Annotated in this window: 19 protein-coding genes and 1 pseudogene; 17 read left to right on the top strand and 3 right to left on the bottom strand. The window is 44.2% G+C overall.

The genetic code is table 11. From position 1 onward, the window contains the following. Positions 1-49: 49 nt before the first annotated feature. The 3 genes from DVH26_RS20765 (at position 50) to DVH26_RS20755 (ending at position 4,267) form a co-directional block, all read left to right on the top strand. Positions 50-841, top strand: coding sequence for a nucleotidyltransferase domain-containing protein (locus DVH26_RS20765; protein WP_239624874.1), 792 nt, complete (start codon positions 50-52; stop codon positions 839-841). A gap of 114 nt (positions 842-955) precedes the next feature. Beyond that, positions 956-3,490 (top strand): right-handed parallel beta-helix repeat-containing protein, encoded by a 2,535-nt coding sequence (locus tag DVH26_RS20760; protein ID WP_239624872.1) that lies wholly within the window; start codon positions 956-958, stop codon positions 3,488-3,490. 384 nt (positions 3,491-3,874) lie between these two features. Then, positions 3,875-4,267, top strand: a complete 393-nt coding sequence (locus DVH26_RS20755; protein WP_239624870.1) for a YmaF family protein — start codon at positions 3,875-3,877, stop codon at positions 4,265-4,267. A gap of 299 nt (positions 4,268-4,566) precedes the next feature. Here DVH26_RS20755 and DVH26_RS20750 read toward each other — a convergent pair whose 3' ends face one another. Continuing rightward, positions 4,567-5,187, bottom strand: a complete 621-nt coding sequence (locus tag DVH26_RS20750) for a cysteine hydrolase family protein (RefSeq protein WP_239624868.1) — start codon at positions 5,185-5,187, stop codon at positions 4,567-4,569. Between the two features lie 306 nt (positions 5,188-5,493). On the opposite strand from DVH26_RS20750, the gene DVH26_RS20745 reads away from it, so the two are divergent. The 5 genes from DVH26_RS20745 to DVH26_RS20725 all read left to right on the top strand — a co-directional run bounded on the left by DVH26_RS20745 (position 5,494) and on the right by DVH26_RS20725 (position 9,357). Beyond that, positions 5,494-6,432 carry a helix-turn-helix transcriptional regulator gene (locus DVH26_RS20745; RefSeq protein ID WP_239624865.1) on the top strand — a complete coding sequence of 313 codons (939 nt, stop codon included), beginning with the start codon at positions 5,494-5,496 and terminating at the stop codon, positions 6,430-6,432. A gap of 109 nt (positions 6,433-6,541) precedes the next feature. Further along, the gene (locus DVH26_RS20740; RefSeq protein ID WP_239624863.1) at positions 6,542-7,045 is read left to right on the top strand and encodes a DinB family protein; all 504 of its coding nucleotides are present in this window, start codon (positions 6,542-6,544) and stop codon (positions 7,043-7,045) included. Between the two features lie 307 nt (positions 7,046-7,352). After that, positions 7,353-8,204, top strand: a complete 852-nt coding sequence (locus DVH26_RS20735; protein ID WP_239624861.1) for a DUF5683 domain-containing protein — start codon at positions 7,353-7,355, stop codon at positions 8,202-8,204. Next, positions 8,143-8,613 (top strand): hypothetical protein, encoded by a 471-nt coding sequence (locus DVH26_RS20730; RefSeq protein ID WP_239624859.1) that lies wholly within the window; start codon positions 8,143-8,145, stop codon positions 8,611-8,613. Before DVH26_RS20735 ends, DVH26_RS20730 begins: the two co-directional genes overlap by 62 nt. 174 nt (positions 8,614-8,787) lie before the next feature. Continuing rightward, positions 8,788-9,357, top strand: a complete 570-nt coding sequence (locus DVH26_RS20725; protein ID WP_239624856.1) for a YdeI/OmpD-associated family protein — start codon at positions 8,788-8,790, stop codon at positions 9,355-9,357. Between the two features lie 318 nt (positions 9,358-9,675). Here the strand turns inward: DVH26_RS20725 and DVH26_RS20720 are convergent, their stop codons facing one another. Further along, complete coding sequence (locus DVH26_RS20720; RefSeq protein ID WP_239624854.1) at positions 9,676-10,170, bottom strand: MarR family winged helix-turn-helix transcriptional regulator; 495 nt, start codon at positions 10,168-10,170, stop codon at positions 9,676-9,678. Between the two features lie 227 nt (positions 10,171-10,397). Here DVH26_RS20720 and DVH26_RS20715 point away from each other — a divergent pair, with 227 nt between their 5' ends. From DVH26_RS20715 to DVH26_RS20695, 5 genes are all read left to right on the top strand, one after another. Beyond that, a complete protein-coding gene (locus DVH26_RS20715; RefSeq protein WP_239624852.1) occupies positions 10,398-11,603 on the top strand; it encodes an FAD-dependent oxidoreductase in 1,206 nt (401 codons plus the stop codon). 194 nt (positions 11,604-11,797) lie between these two features. Beyond that, complete coding sequence (locus tag DVH26_RS20710) at positions 11,798-12,247, top strand: pentapeptide repeat-containing protein (protein ID WP_239624849.1); 450 nt, start codon at positions 11,798-11,800, stop codon at positions 12,245-12,247. 617 nt (positions 12,248-12,864) lie between these two features. Next, positions 12,865-13,356, top strand: a complete 492-nt coding sequence (locus DVH26_RS20705; protein ID WP_239624847.1) for a DinB family protein — start codon at positions 12,865-12,867, stop codon at positions 13,354-13,356. A gap of 928 nt (positions 13,357-14,284) precedes the next feature. After that, on the top strand, positions 14,285-15,919 hold the full coding sequence (locus DVH26_RS20700; RefSeq protein WP_239624844.1) for an ABC-ATPase domain-containing protein: 1,635 nt from the start codon (positions 14,285-14,287) through the stop codon (positions 15,917-15,919). Between the two features lie 122 nt (positions 15,920-16,041). Further along, entirely contained in the window at positions 16,042-16,482 is a 441-nt protein-coding gene (locus tag DVH26_RS20695; protein WP_239624842.1) for a GyrI-like domain-containing protein, read from the top strand. Between the two features lie 26 nt (positions 16,483-16,508). On the opposite strand, the gene DVH26_RS20690 is transcribed toward DVH26_RS20695, so the two are convergent. Beyond that, positions 16,509-17,303, bottom strand: coding sequence for a lipase family protein (locus DVH26_RS20690; protein WP_239624840.1), 795 nt, complete (start codon positions 17,301-17,303; stop codon positions 16,509-16,511). Positions 17,304-17,423: 120 nt separating this feature from the next. On the opposite strand from DVH26_RS20690, the gene DVH26_RS20685 reads away from it, so the two are divergent. The 4 genes and pseudogenes from DVH26_RS20685 (at position 17,424) to DVH26_RS20675 (ending at position 19,682) form a co-directional block, all read left to right on the top strand. Continuing rightward, positions 17,424-17,933, top strand: a complete 510-nt coding sequence (locus DVH26_RS20685; RefSeq protein ID WP_239624837.1) for an AAA family ATPase — start codon at positions 17,424-17,426, stop codon at positions 17,931-17,933. A 366-nt stretch (positions 17,934-18,299) separates the two neighbouring features. Further along, the gene (locus tag DVH26_RS20680) at positions 18,300-18,782 is read left to right on the top strand and encodes a DUF2975 domain-containing protein (RefSeq protein ID WP_239624835.1); all 483 of its coding nucleotides are present in this window, start codon (positions 18,300-18,302) and stop codon (positions 18,780-18,782) included. After that, positions 18,779-18,888: pseudogene (locus DVH26_RS37175) on the top strand (helix-turn-helix domain-containing protein); the annotation flags it as partial. The gene DVH26_RS20680 and the pseudogene DVH26_RS37175, both read left to right, overlap by 4 nt. 77 nt (positions 18,889-18,965) lie before the next feature. Continuing rightward, positions 18,966-19,682: a HupE/UreJ family protein gene (locus DVH26_RS20675; RefSeq protein WP_239635445.1), complete on the top strand. Its 717-nt coding sequence runs from the start codon at positions 18,966-18,968 to the stop codon at positions 19,680-19,682. Positions 19,683-19,723: the final 41 nt, after the last annotated feature.

Raw genomic sequence — 19,723 nt, 5'->3', positions numbered from 1 at the left:
ATACTGATCTAATGCCCTTTTTAGGGTCACTATTTTAGGGGTGGTATAAATGCCTTTACAAATGCATGAAGATTTTATTAATCTCGCCAAAGAGAAGCTTCTTCAGGACCATCGAATTCTTGGACTTCTTGCAGGTGGTTCCATGATTACAAGTACTATGGATGAGTACAGCGATTTGGATTTAATTGTAGTATACGATGCTGGATACCAAGAAGAGATAATGAATCAACGTGTACGAATTGCAGAAAAGCTGGGCAACTTGTTATCTGGCTTTACAGGCGAACATGTGGGAGAACCGCGTGTGGTGATTTGCTTATATGGACCACCGCCACTACATGTTGATTTAAAGTTTGTTACCGTTCAGGAACTTGAACAAAGGGTTGAGAATCCTATAATCCTTTGGGAGAGAGGAGACGAAATCAGTGCTTTAATTCAAAGGACCTCACCAATCTATCCATACCCCAGTCCCCAATGGATCGAGGATCGATTTTGGGTATGGGTGCATTATGGTGCGACAAAACTTGGGAGGGGAGAATTGTTCGAGTTAATCGATCACGTTACCTATATGCGAAACGCAGTTCTTGGACCATTGTATCTTATCAAGAACGGTGAACTTCCGTCGGGAGTAAGAAGACTCGAAAAATATGTGAGCGAAGGACTTGACGAACTAAAGGATACTATTCCAAACCACAGTACTGAGAGCTGTTACCACGCTTTACAAATGACCATTCGACTCTATCAACAACTTCGTCAGCATTTAGGAAATTTCGAAAATAAAAGAGAGGCGGAACAAGTTTCAGTTGCTTACCTAGAAACAGTTTACTCCTCTTTAGATAAATAAGTATTAATAGGCCAATAAACCCACCCAACGAATGAGGCTTTATAATCATTGACGAATTGTGTCAAAGAAGGGCACTATGGTAGGAAAATATAACCAAGAAAGGTAGAGTGCCCAATGCAAGCCATTCGTCATCGTCATAGCACTATGTTCATTGTCGTGCTGTTGACGCTTTTTTTCGCTGGAACCATTATGCCATCCTTCGTCAATTATGCCTATGCTGATGTTTCTTGGCCTACTTCACCGCCAGCGGCTGTATGTAGCGATACGAGATTATTAAGTGGTCCAAGCGTCGCTCCCGATGGGGCTGTGATAGTCCCGGCAGGGGATAACAGCAGCTTCGATTTCAATCGGCCAGGGGCTACGTTCTGGTTTGAGCCAGGCACACACACGCTTGCAAATGATATATATGGTCAGATTCAAGCGAAGGCCAACACGACCTATATTGGAGCTCCAGGTGCAATTCTCGATGGACGGAATACTAATTTGTATGCATTCACGGGCGACGTGCCGAACGTAACCATCCAGCATCTCACCATCACAAACTTTGGCCGAGGCAATGATAACAATAACGAAGGCGTCGTCAACCACGATGCCGGTACCGGTTGGACCGTTCAATATAACACGATTTCCAATAATGACGGCGCAGGCGTATTTCTAGGCACTGATAATGTTATCCGTTACAATTGCCTGAAGGATAACGGTCAGTATGGCTTTAGTATGTATAAACCTCCAATTGAAGGAGATTCGGCGATTAAAAATATCGTGCTCGACCATAACGAAATTACCGGCAATAATACGGATAACTGGGAAGCTCAGATTCCCGGATGCGGTTGTACAGGTGGCGGTAAATTTTGGGATGTGGAGGGCGCGAAGATAACCAGCAACTACATACACGATAACAAAGGAACCGGCCTGTGGGCAGATACGAATAACATCGATTTCCTGATTGAAGGGAATTGGATTGACCATAACGACGGTGAAGGCATTTGGTACGAAATTAGTTACAACGCTACGATCCGAAGCAATACGATCAGCCGCAATGCATGGGCAAGCGGAAATAACAATCAAGGGTCGCCCGGTCCGGCCATTTACCTTTCCGAATCGGGCGGTGACGCACGTCTTGCTTCGACTGTAAGCGGGGCGCCAAAGATCCGAATTTACAACAATTCGTTCATCAATAATTTCTCCGGCGTATCTATCTACGAAAATGCAAACCGATTCTGTAATTCAAACGGCAATACAAGTAAGGGATACTGTACGCCATTCGTGGTCCCAACGATTATTCCCGACTCCCACAACTATGATTACCCGAATCCGATTAGTGACACGCATCCTTGCTATACCGATATTGCCGCCGAACCATACAGGACTGACTGCCGCTGGCATGCAAGCGATATTGAGGTAAACAACAACGAGTTTCATTTTGACGAGAATGTTGTGCCTTGCGCGGGTACTTACTGCGGTGTACAGGCTTTGATTGCAACTGGAGCCGATAATATACCTTGGTCGCCCTATACCGTTGCTGGTATTCAAAATGATGTGATGTTCGGGAACAATAACCGCTTTCATGATAATCAATACTTTGGTAATTGGCGCTTTGCCAAAGGATACGGAGAGGCCGTGTCTTTTAATACTTGGAGATCTGCGCCATTCAGCCAAGATATGAATAGCACATTCAACGGTGATCCTGACTTTGGCGGTACAAGCGGCGGGACGCCGCCGCCGGCAGCACCTGCTGCAAATGATCTGGACGCGGATACGGCTACTCTAGAAGGTTCTATCGGAGGATGGAAAAACTGGTATTCTGCAACAATCTCGCAGTCTACATACGAGGTGAATAGCGGAACGCACAGTCTTCGTATCGATGTTACCGACCCATGGGGCTGGGGAGTGGTTTCGAATTGGCCCGGGTTTTCTACGACAGCAGGATTGAAGAAGCTTAGCTTCTGGGGAAAGCTTGGTTCGGGGACAAGCATACAACCCAGGATGATTGTAAAATGGCTGGATAGTAACAAGAAGGTACTGCAAACGAACGAACTGAAATCACCTGCTCTGACGACCGCGTGGCAGCAATCGTCTGCATTGGTTGATGCACCTGAAGGAGCATCAACCGTGCTCGTCTCACTTATCGGATTGGGGGATCCGGGAGATTATTTTTACCTGGACGACATGGTAGTAGGTGATGCGCCTAATGCGCTTGATGCCGACACAGCTGGTGGAGAAACCTCGGCCGGTCAGTGGCAGTCCTGGTATTCCGCTTCTGTTATTGCATCGACATACGAAGCGCATCGTGGGACCGGCAGCCTTCGAGTAGACGTAAGGGATCCATGGGGTTGGGGCATAGTAGCCGCAAATTGGCCAGGGTTTACGGCAAGTTCTGGCAATAAGCGGGTGAGTTATTGGGCCAAGCAAGGTACCGGATCGATATCCGAGGTGACGCTCAGGGTTAAATGGTTTGATAGAAGCCAGACACTAATTCAAACCGATCTTATACCGCTAAGTGGGTTATCGACTAACTGGCAGCAGGCTGTTGCTAACATTGCCGCGCCGAACGGGACTGCAAGTGTTTATCTCGAGGTATATAGCCCGTCAGGAGGTCCGAGTGACAGTCTATACCTGGATGAGATCGTTATTGCCGACGCTTACTAAGTCGGGCATAGACAAACCGGTTTGACAGAGGCGATTCTCTTTTCATTTGCCCGCAGTCAAAAATTGGATAGAAATGGTCATGACGGCAAACACATATATAGATTAAGGGCGTCCTGCAGCGGCGCCCTTTTCATTTTTCCTTTTAATTGATACATCAAGTTCAGAGCATCTGCAATCCTATCTGGACGAATCCTGCACCAATCGTCGGCAATATATTACCGAAGCAAAACGGATGAATATTTGGACGTGGAGGATGTAGGCTTTGGCTTTTCTCGGGACTTTTGTCATTGGACCTTTATTGCTAGGCTCTTGCCGTTTCCAGACAAACACCGGCCTACATACACTACTCCGTATTTTAACCATCTGCTGCTGAAAGGAGTCTTTATGAAAATTCCTGTTACCGGATTTGTCTTGGATTCTGGAGACGACGATTCTCATTCGCACAGATTGTATATAACCTCCTGGAATGGAAGGGCTGTCCATGTGCATCCTTTCTCCGGAGTAACCTCCGTAGAAGATGGCCATTCCCATCGGTATGCTGCCTGGACTGCTCCCGCCCCGACAGGAGTGCCTCATGTGCATGGTTATTATGCCATGACCTCGTTAGATTCCGGTCACACCCACATCATTCAAGGAACTACGGGTCCGGCTATTGCTCTTCCCGGCGGCGGTCATTATCATGCATTTGAAGGGCATACAACGATTAACGGCCAGCACCCTCATTCGCATGCCTACCGCGGAAATACTGGTAATGAGGTTAATACCGCTTCCCGATGAGAGTTGGATCATCCAATTATTTAGAAGCGTTTACCCCAGTACGGAACACCGTTTAACACCTTTCGGCCCATGAAGATGGGGCTTAAAGGTGTTTTCTTTCTCATTGTCGGTTTTTTCTCCTGTTTTCAATTGGGTTGAGGCATGTTTTTCTCCTGAACACAGGTAGAATCGACTTGGCAACTGAAAAAAGAGGTTTGGGGAAAAGGAGCACGAAAGTTAAACAGAATGGAGGAGACAGGTTGGCTCCTCTTTTTCAATCACGAAATATAGAATTTCCATGAAAGAGTTACTGGATAGATTTATAATTGAGAGATCGCCTGTTGAGTTGACCACGTAGCACTGCTGAATGCTTGATAATTTGTAACAGCTGCTTGAAAATCCATTTCGCTTGTAGTGGCGGTGGCATCATAAACAACAGCTGTTTGGAATCCATTTTCGATTAAGTCTCTCATATGTGATTCTACACAAATGTTGGATAGGACACCTGCCAAAATGATCTTTTCTTTACTATGCTGACGTAATTGGTAAACCAGATCATTGCTCTGCGGACTAGCAATCTTATGTGCGGTGGCAATGACTGTAGTATTAGCTAAAATATATGGCTTAAGTGATGGAACCCAGTCAGCTCCTATTGAAGTGTAGTCATTATGCTTTTGAAATACTCGAAGTTTTAATAACATTTCTTGTTCAGCTCCAGTAAATTTCCAACTATAATCATGCGGATAAATATAATGGGGGGATATAAAAAGTTGATATCCTTTGCTCATGGCTGTACCAATTAGAATTTCAAGGTTATGTAGTGTGTTGTAACGCTCAATAATATTTTTAGTTAAATGGTAGCCTTTACCTCCAGGAGAAAGAAAATCATTTTGTGGATCCGTAATGACAATTGCTGTATTAGCAGGATCAGGTTTAAACATGTTTTTCCTCCGTATTACATAATTAATATCTCATTCATTAGTAACAATTTTTTCAATGATACGACTATAGTTCTTTTGTGAATATATATTAATGGCTGCTTGGACATATTCTGCTGCTGTCGCAATCGATCGCACATTAGCAGGAATCGAATTATCAGATCCTCTCCGGCGACACATACAACGCACAATCAGGGAGGTATTTTTTGTGCTGTGTACGTGCACAGTTTTATGAACGAAGGAAGGTTTATAGAACAGGAATAGTTTGGTAAAATCATGTTAAAGACTTATTACGGGAGGTCTACGTCATTGAAGTTCCAACGATTGCTGGGTATCACCATGCTGCTGCTCAGCCGTAAGAGGGTCGGCGCCCAGGAATTGGCTGACCGCTTTGAGGTCTCGCTGCGTACTATTTACAGGGATATTGAAGCGATTAATGCCGCCGGAGTACCTATTGCTTCATTTGCCGGGGTAGATGGCGGATTTGAGATTATGGATCAATTCCGCATTGAACGACAGATCGTCACCTTCGATGATCTCTCGTCTATTGTAACGGCCCTGAAAGGAATGCAGTCTACCTTGCAGGATCAGCAAATGGATGATCTATTGACCAAGATTACCGCGCTGATTACCAAAAGCGAGCAGAACCGGATTGAAGAAGCGGGTGAGCAGCTGATTATCGGTGTGAATCCTTGGATGACGAGGGTGGAAGAGTTCAAGGACAAGCTGGCAGAGCTTCGGCTCGCCGCCAAGAAGCGGAACGTCGTATGGCTTACCTATGCCAGTTCCGAAGGGGATACCGCGGTGAGGGCCGTAGAACCTATTGGGCTTGCCTGGAAAGGAAACGCTTGGTACCTGTACGCTTATTGCAGGCTTAGACAAGATTGCCGGACGTTCAAGCTGTCCCGCATCCGCAAGCTGCAGGTTGATATGGAAGTGTTTCCCCGCCGGCCTGAGCGTCTCGAAGATCTGGATGCCAAATGGGGGCAGAGAGGTGCCGAGTCCTATATCACAATGGTGCTCCGTTTTCATCCAAGAGTCAGGGTCCGAGTGGAAGAGTACTTTGGCCCGGAGCAGGTGAAGGTGGAGGAGGACGGATCGCTGCTCGTAAGATCGGAACATCCGGCAGATGCTTGGCTTAACGGGATGATCCTTAGTTATGGACCTAATGTGCAAGTTCTGGAGCCGAAGTCCCTCGCTGAGGAAATTAGCGGACAAGCACGGCGGATTGTAGAATTGAATACATGATTTTTAAAAAAATGCATTAATCGCTGACAATACGTTGTCAGTGGTAATGGTACATACTAAAGCTGTAGGGCAGATGTCCAGCTTGATAAATTTCAAGGAGGCTATTATTATGTACACATCGTTGCAAAGTTTTATTAAAGAGTATTCTTACGAGGCAGAGGGCACCCAGAAGCTCATGGATCTCTTGACCGATGCATCCCTGAATCAGGAAGTCCTGCCCGGATACCGGACACTCGGAAGGCTGGCTTGGCATATCGTGACCACGGTTCCAGAAATGCTTCACCGCACAGGGCTAAAATTCGATGCACCGTATGAACATACCGAACCGCCGGCATCGGCCGCCGAAATTGCCGCAACCTACCGGACGGCAGTTCAGTCCATGCTGGAGGCGATTCGCACCCAATGGACGGATGAAACCTTGCTCCAGGAGGTTGATCTATACGGAGAGCCTTGGAAAAACGGGTTTACTTTAAGCTCATTTCTGATGCATGAGGTTCACCATCGCGGTCAAATGACGGTCTTAATGCGGCAAGCCGGTTTAATGATACCGGGGATTTTTGGTCCTGCCAAAGAAGAATGGGCAGCAATGGGGATGGAAGCTCCTGTTGTATGATGATCATCAGTACGGCGGCGGCTTTGTGGTTCTTGTGAGCACTTCCTATTATAAGTAAGGTGCCTTAACAAGGGAATCGGTTGCATAAGCAACCGATTTTTTTTGCGTTCGAAGAAATCACGGCCATAATAAAGCAATTACATCAAAACCTTGTGCATAGCCATGGGTTATCGTGGAGAGGATCGAGGCCATTATGGCGGGACTTTGGTTTTTCACCTTCTATTTTAAACTCACTTTGACGAATACTTTTCTTCCAAATACTACATACTATATGTAATATTTCCAAATTATTAAGGAGTTCAACTCATTGAGCGGTGTAAATCAACCATCTCCTCCCAGAAGACAGATGCTTTTGCACAGCCAAGATGGCTTAACCTATTTGCGTTGGCAAAACCCTTGGATTATCGTATGGTGGTCCGCCTCGTTTCCCGGCTTTGGTCATTTTTTGCTGCATCAATATATTCGCGGCTTTTTACTGTCGTTATGGGAAGTCATTATTAACCGACTGACGCATATTAACGAAGCGATTGTCTATTCGTTCAGCGGCAGAGTTGAAATGGCTAAGGAAGTAATTGAGCCTTTATGGTTATTCGCTTACATGCTTGTGTACATGTATGCTATTTGGGATAGCTATATTAAGAGTATCGAGGCCAATAAGCTGCATCATCTTGCGATGATGGAGAACAGCAGACTGGTTCCATATCAGATACTTTCGTTGAACATCACTTATTTATCTATCAAAAGGCCTTGGGCTGCGATGCTCTGTTCCTTCATGTTTCCAGGTTTGGGACAGCTTTATAATAATCGTATAGCTTTAGGATTTTACGGACTGTTCTGGTGGTTTGTTTATATGACGTTTTCCCGGTCTCACGCCGTTCTCCTGTCTCTTATTCAAGGTAATGCTCAAGGGAACTGGAATGTACTTGACCCTCAATGGCTGTTATTCATGCCTTCCGTTATAGGAGGAGCTATGTACGATGCTTTCATGACGGCAAGGGATAACAACGGATTGTTTCGTCTGGAGCAAAAGCAATTTTTAGGGGAACGGTACCCTCATTATAAATTATACCTTTTTCCAATGGATGGAGGGCGGCAGGATGCTAATAATCAGCAACTTCAAACATTCATTAGAGGTGGAACAGGCGCTGGCCGTTCTTGAGAAAATGGGTATCCCCCAGCACCATATTATGGTGGTCACATTAGAAAGCAAGGGTAGCAAGCCGGTCGAGAAGCTAAGACAGCCTTCGGAACAAGTAACGCTTTCCTTTGAAGTCGGGATGGCTTGCGCTACCGCTTTCTCCGTTCTCGGGATTAGCTTCGGGTACCGTTTGATCTGGGGGCCGCTTATCTGGGGGCTTATCACTGCTATTGCCGGATTCTTACTGGCATCAGCCATAACGTTATGGATTCAATTCTTAACCCAAAAGCATTTCACCTTCCGAAAATCCAAGTCCCCCGACCTAACGATAATCATCCGCTGCGGCGAAGAGCAATTCCAAGACGCGGTTCAAGTCCTTTGGCAATATAGAGCTATGTCCATCGGTCAAGTCATGGAAATATCCTCTTAGCAGATCTTCAAGTCGAAGATAAATCTGCATCTGTGAAGTAAAAGCCAAACAAGATCACATTTCAACTTTATTGAAGAAGTATGACAGACTGTTGTCCTATTTCTTTTTTTATAATTACATGGCGTCCTCTATAATTTGTTGTAAATCATGTGGAAAGGAGATTGAATAATATTTATGGAAATTGTAAATCTGCTTCCAGTAAAATCGCGAACAGAATTAAGGATTTGGCTGCAGGAGCATAGTAAAACTGAAAAAGCTTGTTGGGTAGCCGTTAGTATGACGCCAAAGCCTGATACGATTCTATATTTGGACTCAGTCGAAGAATCATTGTGTTTTGGTTGGATTGATGGAGTCAAAAAGAAAATATCGGAAACCCAACTGGCGCAGAGACTTTCTCCTAGAAACAAAAGAAGTCATTGGACTGAATTGAATAAAGAACGTGTCCGCCGCCTCGAAAAGCTGGGGTTAATGAGTGATGAAGGAAGAAAGGTACTCCCAGATATGAATATCGATTCTTTTAAAATAGATGAGGTTATTGAGCAAAGGTTAAAAGAGGAGAGGCTCATATATGAGAATTTTTTGGCCTTTCCAGCTCTCTATAAAAGAGTTCGGATCGACACAATACAAAGCAATAAACATCAGCCTGAATTATTCAAGAGTAGATTAGACAAATTTATAACAAACACCAAGGAAAATAAAATGTACGGTCAATGGCATGATGATGGACGCCTCTTGGATTATTAATATTTCTTCAATTCGCCGCCGCGAACTTGGAGAATCCCTCTTGATCATGGAGGCGGAGCGTTATTATCCCATACTGGGAGCATTCGTCGGACGAACCGCCGCGGTCGCGGAGGCTTGTGGCTGGAACCCGACATTACCAGCCAGGCTTCCGCAATTTAAAAGTGGCATTGATAAAATTCTCTGGAGGACACCCTAGAAGAAGGATGCCTTAAACTTGCCGTTACAGACAACGCGGTGAACCGTGTCATAACTAACTGCATAATAATTGGACGAAAAGAGCGAAGGAGTCATATTCGCCATGGTTCGACGGAACCTATCCTATTCCGTTTCTTCTCCTTTACGCCCCTGCTTCTTTAACTGCCGGGTCTGGTTAATCAGGATTTGGTTCGATCTCTCCAGATAATCGAGCAGCACCCGCAGCTCGTCCTCATCGTACCTTGAATAAAGCTCATTCATAGCCTCGGCTAATGGGGAAAAGGCATTCTTGAGATTGTGCAGATTGCCAAATAGAGGCTCTACCCATACAATGCGGAGGTCGCTAGGGTCCTTCATACGGCGAATGTAACCGGATTTCTCCAACCGATTCAGAGCACTCGTAATCGCGCCGGTCGTAAGTTCCATTAGCTCTGCAAGTTGTCCAGCCGTAGCCCTCCCCAAGCCGAGGACGATGTCCAATATTTTATGGTCCGTTATGTTCAGACCGAGATGGCCGGCTACCGTCTGATGAAACAAAATAGTTTGGGTGGAAAGCCGCTTCGATGCTTCTTGAAGCGACCTGCTGAGATCCGGCGGCATATGTCGATTGAATTCCATGGTTTACTACCATCCCTTCCAAATTTGATTATATCATAAGAATTATCAGGATTTATCTCGGACAGCTGCTGTCCGGACTTCCTCGACCAAGGTCTGGTAACGAATACGACCTCGGACTGTTTTCAGAATGACGATTGTATACTAAGATACTTTCAAAGCTTCGATGTACGATATCTTAAAAATTAAGATATATGCATCATATCCAAAATGACGGGAGAAACGAAACAATGAAAACAATGAAAAAAGCATTGATTATCGGTTGCGGAGTCGCCGGACCGGCGGCCGCCTTGTTTGTGAAAAGAGCCGGTTTCGAGCCGATCGTGTTTGAAGCTATGAGAGAACATGACGATTATGCAGGTTTGTTCCTGAATGTAGGCCGCAACGGCTTGCGTGTGCTGGAGGAGCTCGGAGTGAACGGCTCGCTTATTGCGGAGGGCTTTGAAATGCGCGTCATGAGCTTTCGAAGCGGTTCGGGCAAATGGTTGGGAAACGTCGGAACAAAAGAAGCAGAGCCTCACGGAGTAACCGTCAAAAGGAGCCTGCTTCACCGGGTGCTGCGTGAAGAAGCTCAACGGCAAGGCATCCCTATCGAGCTCGGCAAAAAGCTCGTCAAGGTTCAAATGACATCCGATCAAGTGATTGTACATTTTCAAGACGGGACATCGGCGACCGGGGACTTCCTGATCGGCTGTGACGGTATTCACTCCAAGTCGCGCAGCATCCTTTTGCCAAATGCTGCTCAGCCGTCTTATACCGGTTTGATCAGCTTCGGAGGGTTTGCGCGCAGCAAGGAGCTGGTCCCCGAGCCAGGGGTACAGCAAATGGTGTTCGGCAAAAAAGCGTTCTTCGGATATTTGGTTAAGGAAGACGGCGAAATCTACTGGTTCGGAAATATGAATATACCGGGCACGCCGACACGCAAAGATTTGCAATCTATACCCGCCTCGGAGTGGCGGCAAACGATAACGGAGCTGTACCGCCGCGATCCGTCCCCGATTCCGGACATCATTCGACGGACGGAAGACGAGATCGGCTTGTATCCGATCTACGATATGCTCACACAGCCTGAATGGCACAGCGGAAGGGCTGTGTGGATCGGCGACGCTATTCATGCGGTTTCCCCTAATGCCGGGCAAGGCGCATCTCTAGCGCTGGAGGACGCTTTCGTTTTGGCTAAGTGCCTAAGAGATATGGACGACTTCGATAAGGCCTTTGCCCGATTTCAGATGCTCCGGCAGGAAAGGGTGGAGCGGATAGTGCGTTATTCCAGAATGATCGGACAGCGTAAGCATGCAACGAACCCGGTTCAGGTCTTTTTCCGTGATCTGATGCTTCCGCACTTTTTGAAAACCTCGAGCAAGCAGTCGCTCTCGTGGATGTACGATTACCGCATCGACTGGAACGAGAAAATCCCGAGCTTGGGGGAACGTTGAGTATGCTAGAATTTTTAGTTGTACAGAAGTACAAGGGGAGAAGGCCGATAATTAATCTACCTTGCACAACTAAAGCTCTAAACTTATTACGCTAACGGGCGGTTTGCTTAAATGGATAATAAAGGGAATCTTACTTATATGTCGAAAATATAATCGTTAGATTAACAATGAGCTGCGAAAGGGGACTTTGAAGAATGAATTTGAAGGTGGAAAAATTAGAATTAGAAATGGCTGATATTTCTGGGTCTCGGTTTGAAAAGGTTAAAGCAGAGGATTTAAACTTTAATGATGTTTGTTTAGTAAGAACGCAAATTAATAATGCAAATATGAGTGGGATGGCATTAAATGATGTGAATATGACTGGCTTTAAAATTTCGGACGCTAATTTGAGTAATCTTGAAATTTCTGATGCTCAAATGGGTGGAGCCTATATACGTAACATTGGTATCCCTAAAGAAGGAGATCCCCACTACAATCCAAAAACGGCAGGTCAGCCTATAAGATTTGAGAATTGTGAACTCAGGAGTAGCCAGATTTCAAACTGTGACCTTAGCAATGTAGAGATATTGGATTGTGAACTAAAAGGTATGAAGATTAATGGGATACTGGTTGAAGAACTCTTAAAAAATTATAATAACAAGTAAATGTACTAAATAGTTGATTTCACTAACGGGTACAACAGTTCAACGCTTCATTTGAGGCCGCCACGGACCAATCGGCGGCCTCATTAATGTCAATATTGATCCATATCCGAAATTGGCAAGAACTTGACTCATTCCCGATGAGTATCTGTGAAATCCGTGGAGCCGAAGCTCCGTAGGGGCCATACCTCAGGAGAATGTGAAGCGTGTCGGATAGATAGATTTTGATAGTCTTCAAAGAGGAAATGTGAAATCTGTTTCCAGATTAACAATTTAATTGAACCTGAACGAATCGGTACAAACATGATGTTGGTGATGGCAACTCAATTGATATAAATGTTGCAAAAAGCTTCGTGTATGAGCGTTTGGTCAAGGTCATTCCAGGAACCCGGCTTCTGTTCAGAATCATCCTGGAAGTTTAACCACTTTAAAGCGTTAAAGTAACCGTAGACGCTTTCTGCACGCCAGAAAAACTTCCGGTTGAAGCATATCTACTGGGGTAAACAACGAATCATCAGAACGGATGCCTAAGAAAGTTTAGTAACATAGCAATTCAAAAGAAACTCCTTTTGTAAGTTCGCTTTATAATGAGGTAAACCGACTATGGAGGGAGATTACTTATGAGTACAGTAGAGGATTTGTTGGAGGAACTACGGAGGGAAAAGCTGGCTACACGCCGTGTTCTGGATCGCATTCCAGAAGCTAGCCTGGCTTGGAAGCCGCATGCCAAATCGATGTCGCTTGGGCAGTTGGCTTTGCATACGGCCGGCTTGCCTGGAGGAGTGGCGGCTCTGCTAAATGCCCCGTCTAGTGAAGTTCCGAACGTGCCGTTCCCGGAAGCGGGATCCGTTTCGGAAATTGTTGCCGCTTTGGAGGAGCAGTGCGCAGCAGCGGAGAATATCCTTAGTTCATGGGAAGATGGCAGCCTTCGCGAGACATTTACATGGACCATGCAAGGTATGGCTTTATTTCAAACATCGCGCCCTGAGCAAGTGCGCTCGGTACTCTTCAATCACTGGTATCATCATCGTGGACAGTTGACGGTTTATCTTCGATTGCTTGATGTGCCGCTTCCGGGGATTTACGGTCCGAGTGCCGATGAGCGAAACTGAATGCAGGAATACGCAGCTCTTCCATAAAGAGGCTGAAAGAAAAGCGGAAATGGAAAATTGAGGCCTTTCTGTTTGTGAAACGACTCCTTTTAAAGGCAAATTGAAATCTTGGCGGAACGCCACCGCATTGACTATTATCGAAGCGGAGAGGTTATTATTTCCACTGGGGACAATTCGTGACTTCCCGCTATTCACTTCGAGGATGCTTTGAGCCTCCCGTAGTTGTGCCGGTTGGGGGTTTTCATTCTATGGGGCATCTTTTACCTATTTCAGGGTTTGAGTTAAATATAATTAATCTTTCCCTATATTGTGGATGATCTTAATGTTATGATTGTGTTGCTGTAAAAATAAATCGTAACGGGGTGAGGATAATGAAATCAAAAAAATATACGTCGTATCCTCATGCTGCTTTTTAGTTAATTTTGTACGAATACATTAGGCTCTGAGGGTAGGATTCACTCTCAGGGCTTTTATATTTAGGCAGAAGGAACGTTTAAGCTTTCTTGCCGGACTATGACAGCCACTTACGGAGTGGCTGTTATTTTTTTTGGACAAAAGGTTGGTCAAGACAACATTAGTGTTTTTTTGAAATTGGTTAGGAATTAATCGTTTGTCTTACAAATTGATCCGAATTTTATTAGGGGGAATATGTATTGACTTGAATTACTTAGGATTGAATTCATTTTTCTCGGAAAATTTCAAACAGTGCCGGCTTATGTTTGAGCAGGCTCATACCTGGAGATTAGGGGGCGATCCGTTTCGTCGTTACCTTGTTCCAAAGGATAAGGGGCCCCCTTCTTGAGATATCGTTTCAACTTCGGCATTGTTTCCCGTTATTCACCGCTTTCCAAATATGAAAGGATGATGCTTTATTAAAAGACTCGCTCAATATTTTCGCTCATTACAATCCGTACAGTCATCTTATAGTATGATTTATGAACCAGACCCAATCTATTGGAATAATGATGTTGCCTATTACATTGAACGGACACATAAACTCACACTGGATAAACCATGTATCACCATAAAAATACCTTTTGACCGTCTCGGCTTAGATGAAAATATGGATCAAGTTGTTCTCTCAGATTTTGCATTAAGAGAATGGGTTGATCATATTGAGGCATTAAATGAATTGATTTATAACCGGTCACGCTCTGATAAAGAAAATGGTGCTTTTTATTGTTTTCGTCCAACCAATGTGGTGTTGCAACGTAATGCATCCTTTGTCGAAGTCATCTCTGAAAAATGGTATCTATGCTTAATGATTACAGTTCAACTTCCATTCAGAGATAATAATAAAGCTATGCGTATGCTCTGCAAAATGCTTCCAAAAGAAGTGGAGAAGTTTATTGCCAAGTTTGATCTCATCAAATTAAATGCTGCTTATGAATTGGTGAAAATACAAAATATGATTCGCAAATGGCTGAAATCCAGCGATTATTGTGCGTTTATTGCGAATGGCAGCATTTTGCCAAGAAATAATGACAACAGCGGGCCACTGGAGGTTGCCTTGCCTTTTACATCCCCCGAAGATGTTGAAGTTGAAATTTGTGGTTTGCGAGGAATGGGAATAAAGCATGGTGTGACGGTGATCACCGGCGGTGGTTATTCGGGTAAAAGCACAATGCTGGACGCACTAAATTCGGGGATTTACAATCACATCATAGGCGACGGACGAGAATTTGTAATTACAGATCAAAGTGCAATGGAAATATCTGCAGAGGAAGGCCGTTCCATAAAAAATATCAATATTACGCCTTTCATAAAATGGATACCCAATAGTTCGACCGAACAGTTTTCGACTGACTACGCCTCGGGTTCCACATCTCAAGCCGCAAATATTATGGAGGCAATCAACTTCGGGTGTAAGCTTCTTCTTATTGATGAAGACAGAAGTGCGACGAATTTTATGATTCAAGACATCAAAATGCGTTCATTAATCAAGCATGAACCCATTACACCTTTTACGGAACGTGTAAGGGAGCTTTATGATGCTGTTGGCGTATCTTCCGTTCTTGTTATTGGAGGTAGCGGTGAATTTTTATCCGTTGCCGATCAAATCATCCTGATGGACAATTTTGTGCCAAAAAACGTAACCCGGGAAGCAAAAAAATTATGTGAACACGACAAACCGCGCGAACGTATCCCCCTTACAAAATGGGAGATAGAAAGAAATATAACCACCGATCACTTTTCGAGCTATCCACAGGGCAGTGGTACAGAAAAGCTGATGGTTTCAGCCATGGGATACATGATGATAGGTGATGAACAAATTGATATCAGAGGGCTTTACAATATCACATCACACGCCCAGCTTGCAGCTATTGCCTTTTTAATTCGAAAAATCGCTATAAGTAATCAGGATCGCCTCATCTTTCTTCATGAAAAGATCAAAAAAGCTCTCGAAGATATGGAGAGAGAAGGAGTGGATATTGTATTTTCTTCCTTTTTTCCTGGCTTCGAAAGATGGCTTGAATTACCGAGAATTAATGAAGTATTATCTGTCATAAACCGAATGAAACATTTGAATTTTATTCAGCTTGAGCCTTCTGAACACCTCTAATTACGACATAAATATACGTTTATCCAACTAGGAGAAGGGTTGCGTTAACGGGTACTATGAGAAGGAACTTTATTCCAGTCTAACGAATAGGAATTCATACCCATTTATAAAGGAGTGGAAAAATGCAGCCAATTTTAGTTGATTTTCCTGAATGTAAGATTATTGGTTTTGGAAATATTGGTAAACCGACCAATCCTGGGGATGTCTGGCCAGCTTTGTTCACCAGAATAAACGAAGTAACAGATCGAATAAATCATCATGAGACAATTGGATTAATCAAACGAAATGAACACGGCTATCTAGCAGGTGTGAAAACCGATTCTTTAAGCGAAGTGCCAGAAGGAATGTTTATGTATAAAATTCCCGCTGGCCTATATGCAGGAGTAACTCATAGAGGACCCATAAGTAAGATTAACGAGACGTTTGAAAAACTTATTTACTGGCTCAGCACTAATAATTATGAGCAATTCGATGTCGTCTGTTTCGAAGTATATGATGAAAGATTTAAGGGTGAAGAAGACGGAAGTGAGCTCGATATGTTCATTCAGGTAAAACCAGCATAAATAATTGTCATTGCGCTAACGGGTACTCAACATTGGTTTGGAGTTATTGGACACAACCCGGGATTGTTCGTGCACAGCAGCTGCGCATAAGTGGGATCCTGCAGCGCAAGCTCGGTGAAGTAGTTGGCAATATTGTGATTGGCGGCGACAGAGCCCTTTTGGAAAGGCAGCTCACGGCTTTTTTTGGCGTGTAAATAGGTGTAGGTTTGGCCTGTTTTCGGAGATTTATAGAGAATGGGCGGCAGCTGCGGGACTAGATCGAACGGGTTGTGAATTCGGTGCCGGTCGAATAATTGGTTGAAGGTGCTGGAAAATTCAGGGTCCCCCACACGAGGTGAAGCATACGTATATACGATAGGATCGCTGAAGCCGCTATTCACTGCGGTGTCAACGGCGCAAAGATGGGCAAGCGCACCGCCAAGGCTATGCCCTGTAATATATAGCGGCTTATGGCGGGAAAGAGACTGCAAGGCTGACAAGACGGGTTGCCGAGCCGACTCGTAAATCCCAAGAAACCCCTGGTGCACGGAGCCGCTGTTCTTCACATAGGGAAACGTGGTCTGTCTGGCGATTGCATCGGATATCCACTCCGATTTGGTATTCGTTCCGCGAAACACAAGGACGATCCGGTCCGCTGCTTCGGCGATAAAGCCGAACGGTTCTTTTCTGCCTGTAAATGACGCGGCTTCAAATTCCGTAACCAACTGGTAATGTCGCGGCAGAACAAAGGTTCCATCGGCGCTTTCAAACTGCTGATAGCTTTGGCTGCAAAGTGCGGACAATAAAATGGCGGTCTGGATATCAAACAGATTCTTGCTCATAGATCTCCCTCTTCTGCTCACACATGTTTTATGTATATATATGAAAATGATGGGCATTCGTCCACGGGCATATGCCTAACTTAGTGACGCCTTTATTTCTGTTGAAAGGAGGGTCTAGCCATGGGCATTAGGAATTTTCTAATTGAAGGCGTTTCCGGCACCGGCAAAACTTCGGTCTGCAAAGAATTGCAGCGGCGCGGCTACCATGCCATTAATGGTGACCGTGAATTGGCTTATCAAGGCGATCCAGAAACGGGTACACGGACGGATGGCGTCACGCACGAGCACCACATATGGCATGTAGATAAAGTAAAAGCTTTGGTCGCCAATCAGGATGAGGCGCTAACCTTTTTCTGCGGTGGTTCTAGGAACTTTTCGAAATTCATAGATCTATTTGACGGCGTGTTTGTCCTCGAGGTCGACCTTGACACATTGAACCGGCGGCTTGATGAGCGACCGGAAAATGAGTGGGGCGCAAAGAGTGCGGAACGGGAACTCATTGCGCGATTGCACCAAACGAAAGAAGACATTCCGAAAAACGGAATTATAATCGATGCCACCGCACCGATCGCGCACGTCGTTGACGCGATCGTCCGTCAAAGCGAAGCAAATAAACGCCAACGACAGTAACTTACGGTCGCTCACGAATAGCCCAATACACCGGTGCACCTGGATACGAATAGTCCCATCCACTATGCGGGGGCTTTAGTTTAATTTCAAGAAACTTTGAATGCAAAGCTAAATGGCGTGCTAATCGGCACGCCATTTGTTTGTTTATTCCAGAAACAATACAGTGTTATTTGCCGAGCAAAATCGTATGTAAATTGGAAGGTAAATTTACATTTTCTCCTCCAAAACGAAACCCGTTAGAGTAAGAGCATTTCTTTGTAATGAGAAATGCTTTTTATTTTTCATAATAAACGATATATATTTATTGTAAAACAATAAATTATGCGGTAAAGTAAAAACTGAAATTAAATAAGTGAGGTGCAATTTATGAAACGAGGAACAACACTATTTTTAAAGATGGCCGTTATTCTTATTGGAATCCCAATTCTCGCTTTGTGCATATTTTTAGTGCCTAAGATTGGGAATTTTGCTGGAGAATTGTATCCAGAAATGGTTTATATGAAACCTCTCGTTTTAATCGATATGTACGCAGCAGCGATTCCTTTTTCCTTTGCTCTGTATCAAGCTTTTAAAATTTTAAACTATATTGATAAGAACCAAGCGTTCTCGGAATTATCGGCAAAAGCTTTAAAGAATATAAAATTCTGTGCCACCACAATCAGCACCTTGTACCTGCTAGGTATGCCACTCTACTATCTCATGGGGAAGAGAGTTGACCCTCCAAGTTTCATACCAATAGGATTGGTCATTATTTTCGCCTCTATGGTGATCGCCGTTTTTGCTGCTGTTCTCCAAAGACTTTTACAAGATGCTATTAATATAAAATCAGAAAATGATTTAACGGTCTGAGGTGGGGCATATTAACGGAGCTTCCGGAGAGGGTTGGAATTACTATGGCGAATCTTTCCATTTTGAAAATGGGAAATCAAAAGCGGTTCGTTTTTCAACAATAGACACAGCGTTCCTGCTGAAGGAACCATTAATGAAACGTCTATTACGAAGATAAAGGATCGAATATTTGCAGATATAAAAATGTCTTATACTGTCAATCAAACTCCGGAAAGTGTAATTGTTCAATACAACGCGTTCTTTGAAGAAAGCGATCCAAGTCATGCGAACATGACAAGAATTCAGATGGATGGAAAACAAAAGGAATTTATCTTTACCTATGAAGTCAGAGAATTAAATATCGGTCAGATGAGCTTTATCACCAGTGCTAAACAATTTCTTGTGTTAGGATTAAAACATATCTTTACGGGCTATGACCATATCTTATTTGTTATCAGCTTACTAATTGGCGCCGTGACGTTCCGTCATATCCTTGCTCTAATCACGGCATTCACAATTGCCCACAATACGACACTAGCCCTCGCAACATTAGATATCGTCCAATTACCCGTAAAGTTAGTTGAATCTGCAATTGCGTTAAGCATTATCTATGTCGCCCTTAAAAACATCTTTCAACCTGAATCCAAACACGCTCCTTGGATAGCCTTTGCTTTTGGGTTCATTCACGGCTTTGGGTTTGCCGGAATCTTAGCTGAACTGAATTTAGGCACAGCCCATTTGGCTACGTCTTTGTTGTTTTTTAACGTGGGCATTGAGTTGGGTCAAATTCTCATTGTATCTTTAGTTTTCCCAACACTCATGTTCATAACAAAACGGTTATCGGTTAAGTGGTTTTTGCCTAGTATATCCACAGCAGTGTTATTCTTTGGTTGCATATGGTTTTTCCAAAGAGCATTTTAAGCATTTTAACCAGTCAAGGATAAAAAAGTATTCAAACTGAA

The sequence above is a fragment of the Paenibacillus sp. H1-7 genome, from assembly GCF_022354825.1.
Classification (GTDB): domain Bacteria; phylum Bacillota; class Bacilli; order Paenibacillales; family NBRC-103111; genus Paenibacillus_S.
The sequence above is the reverse complement of the archived record's forward strand: the minus strand, read 5'-3'. Positions and strand labels throughout refer to the sequence as shown.

Coding starts and splice junctions, on each gene's coding strand:
- DVH26_RS20715 (WP_239624852.1), top strand. CDS start 10,398: ATGAAAACAATGAAAAAAGCATTGATTATCGGTTGCGGAGTCGCCGGA.
- DVH26_RS20765 (WP_239624874.1), top strand. CDS start 50: ATGCCTTTACAAATGCATGAAGATTTTATTAATCTCGCCAAAGAGAAG.
- DVH26_RS20680 (WP_239624835.1), top strand. CDS start 18,300: ATGAAACGAGGAACAACACTATTTTTAAAGATGGCCGTTATTCTTATT.
- DVH26_RS20760 (WP_239624872.1), top strand. CDS start 956: ATGCAAGCCATTCGTCATCGTCATAGCACTATGTTCATTGTCGTGCTG.
- DVH26_RS20675 (WP_239635445.1), top strand. CDS start 18,966: ATGTCTTATACTGTCAATCAAACTCCGGAAAGTGTAATTGTTCAATAC.
- DVH26_RS20705 (WP_239624847.1), top strand. CDS start 12,865: ATGAGTACAGTAGAGGATTTGTTGGAGGAACTACGGAGGGAAAAGCTG.
- DVH26_RS20730 (WP_239624859.1), top strand. CDS start 8,143: ATGCTAATAATCAGCAACTTCAAACATTCATTAGAGGTGGAACAGGCG.
- DVH26_RS20725 (WP_239624856.1), top strand. CDS start 8,788: ATGGAAATTGTAAATCTGCTTCCAGTAAAATCGCGAACAGAATTAAGG.
- DVH26_RS20690 (WP_239624840.1), bottom strand. CDS start 17,303: ATGAGCAAGAATCTGTTTGATATCCAGACCGCCATTTTATTGTCCGCA.
- DVH26_RS20720 (WP_239624854.1), bottom strand. CDS start 10,170: ATGGAATTCAATCGACATATGCCGCCGGATCTCAGCAGGTCGCTTCAA.
- DVH26_RS20750 (WP_239624868.1), bottom strand. CDS start 5,187: ATGTTTAAACCTGATCCTGCTAATACAGCAATTGTCATTACGGATCCA.
- DVH26_RS20710 (WP_239624849.1), top strand. CDS start 11,798: ATGAATTTGAAGGTGGAAAAATTAGAATTAGAAATGGCTGATATTTCT.
- DVH26_RS20700 (WP_239624844.1), top strand. CDS start 14,285: ATGATTTATGAACCAGACCCAATCTATTGGAATAATGATGTTGCCTAT.
- DVH26_RS20755 (WP_239624870.1), top strand. CDS start 3,875: ATGAAAATTCCTGTTACCGGATTTGTCTTGGATTCTGGAGACGACGAT.
- DVH26_RS20740 (WP_239624863.1), top strand. CDS start 6,542: ATGTACACATCGTTGCAAAGTTTTATTAAAGAGTATTCTTACGAGGCA.
- DVH26_RS20685 (WP_239624837.1), top strand. CDS start 17,424: ATGGGCATTAGGAATTTTCTAATTGAAGGCGTTTCCGGCACCGGCAAA.
- DVH26_RS20695 (WP_239624842.1), top strand. CDS start 16,042: ATGCAGCCAATTTTAGTTGATTTTCCTGAATGTAAGATTATTGGTTTT.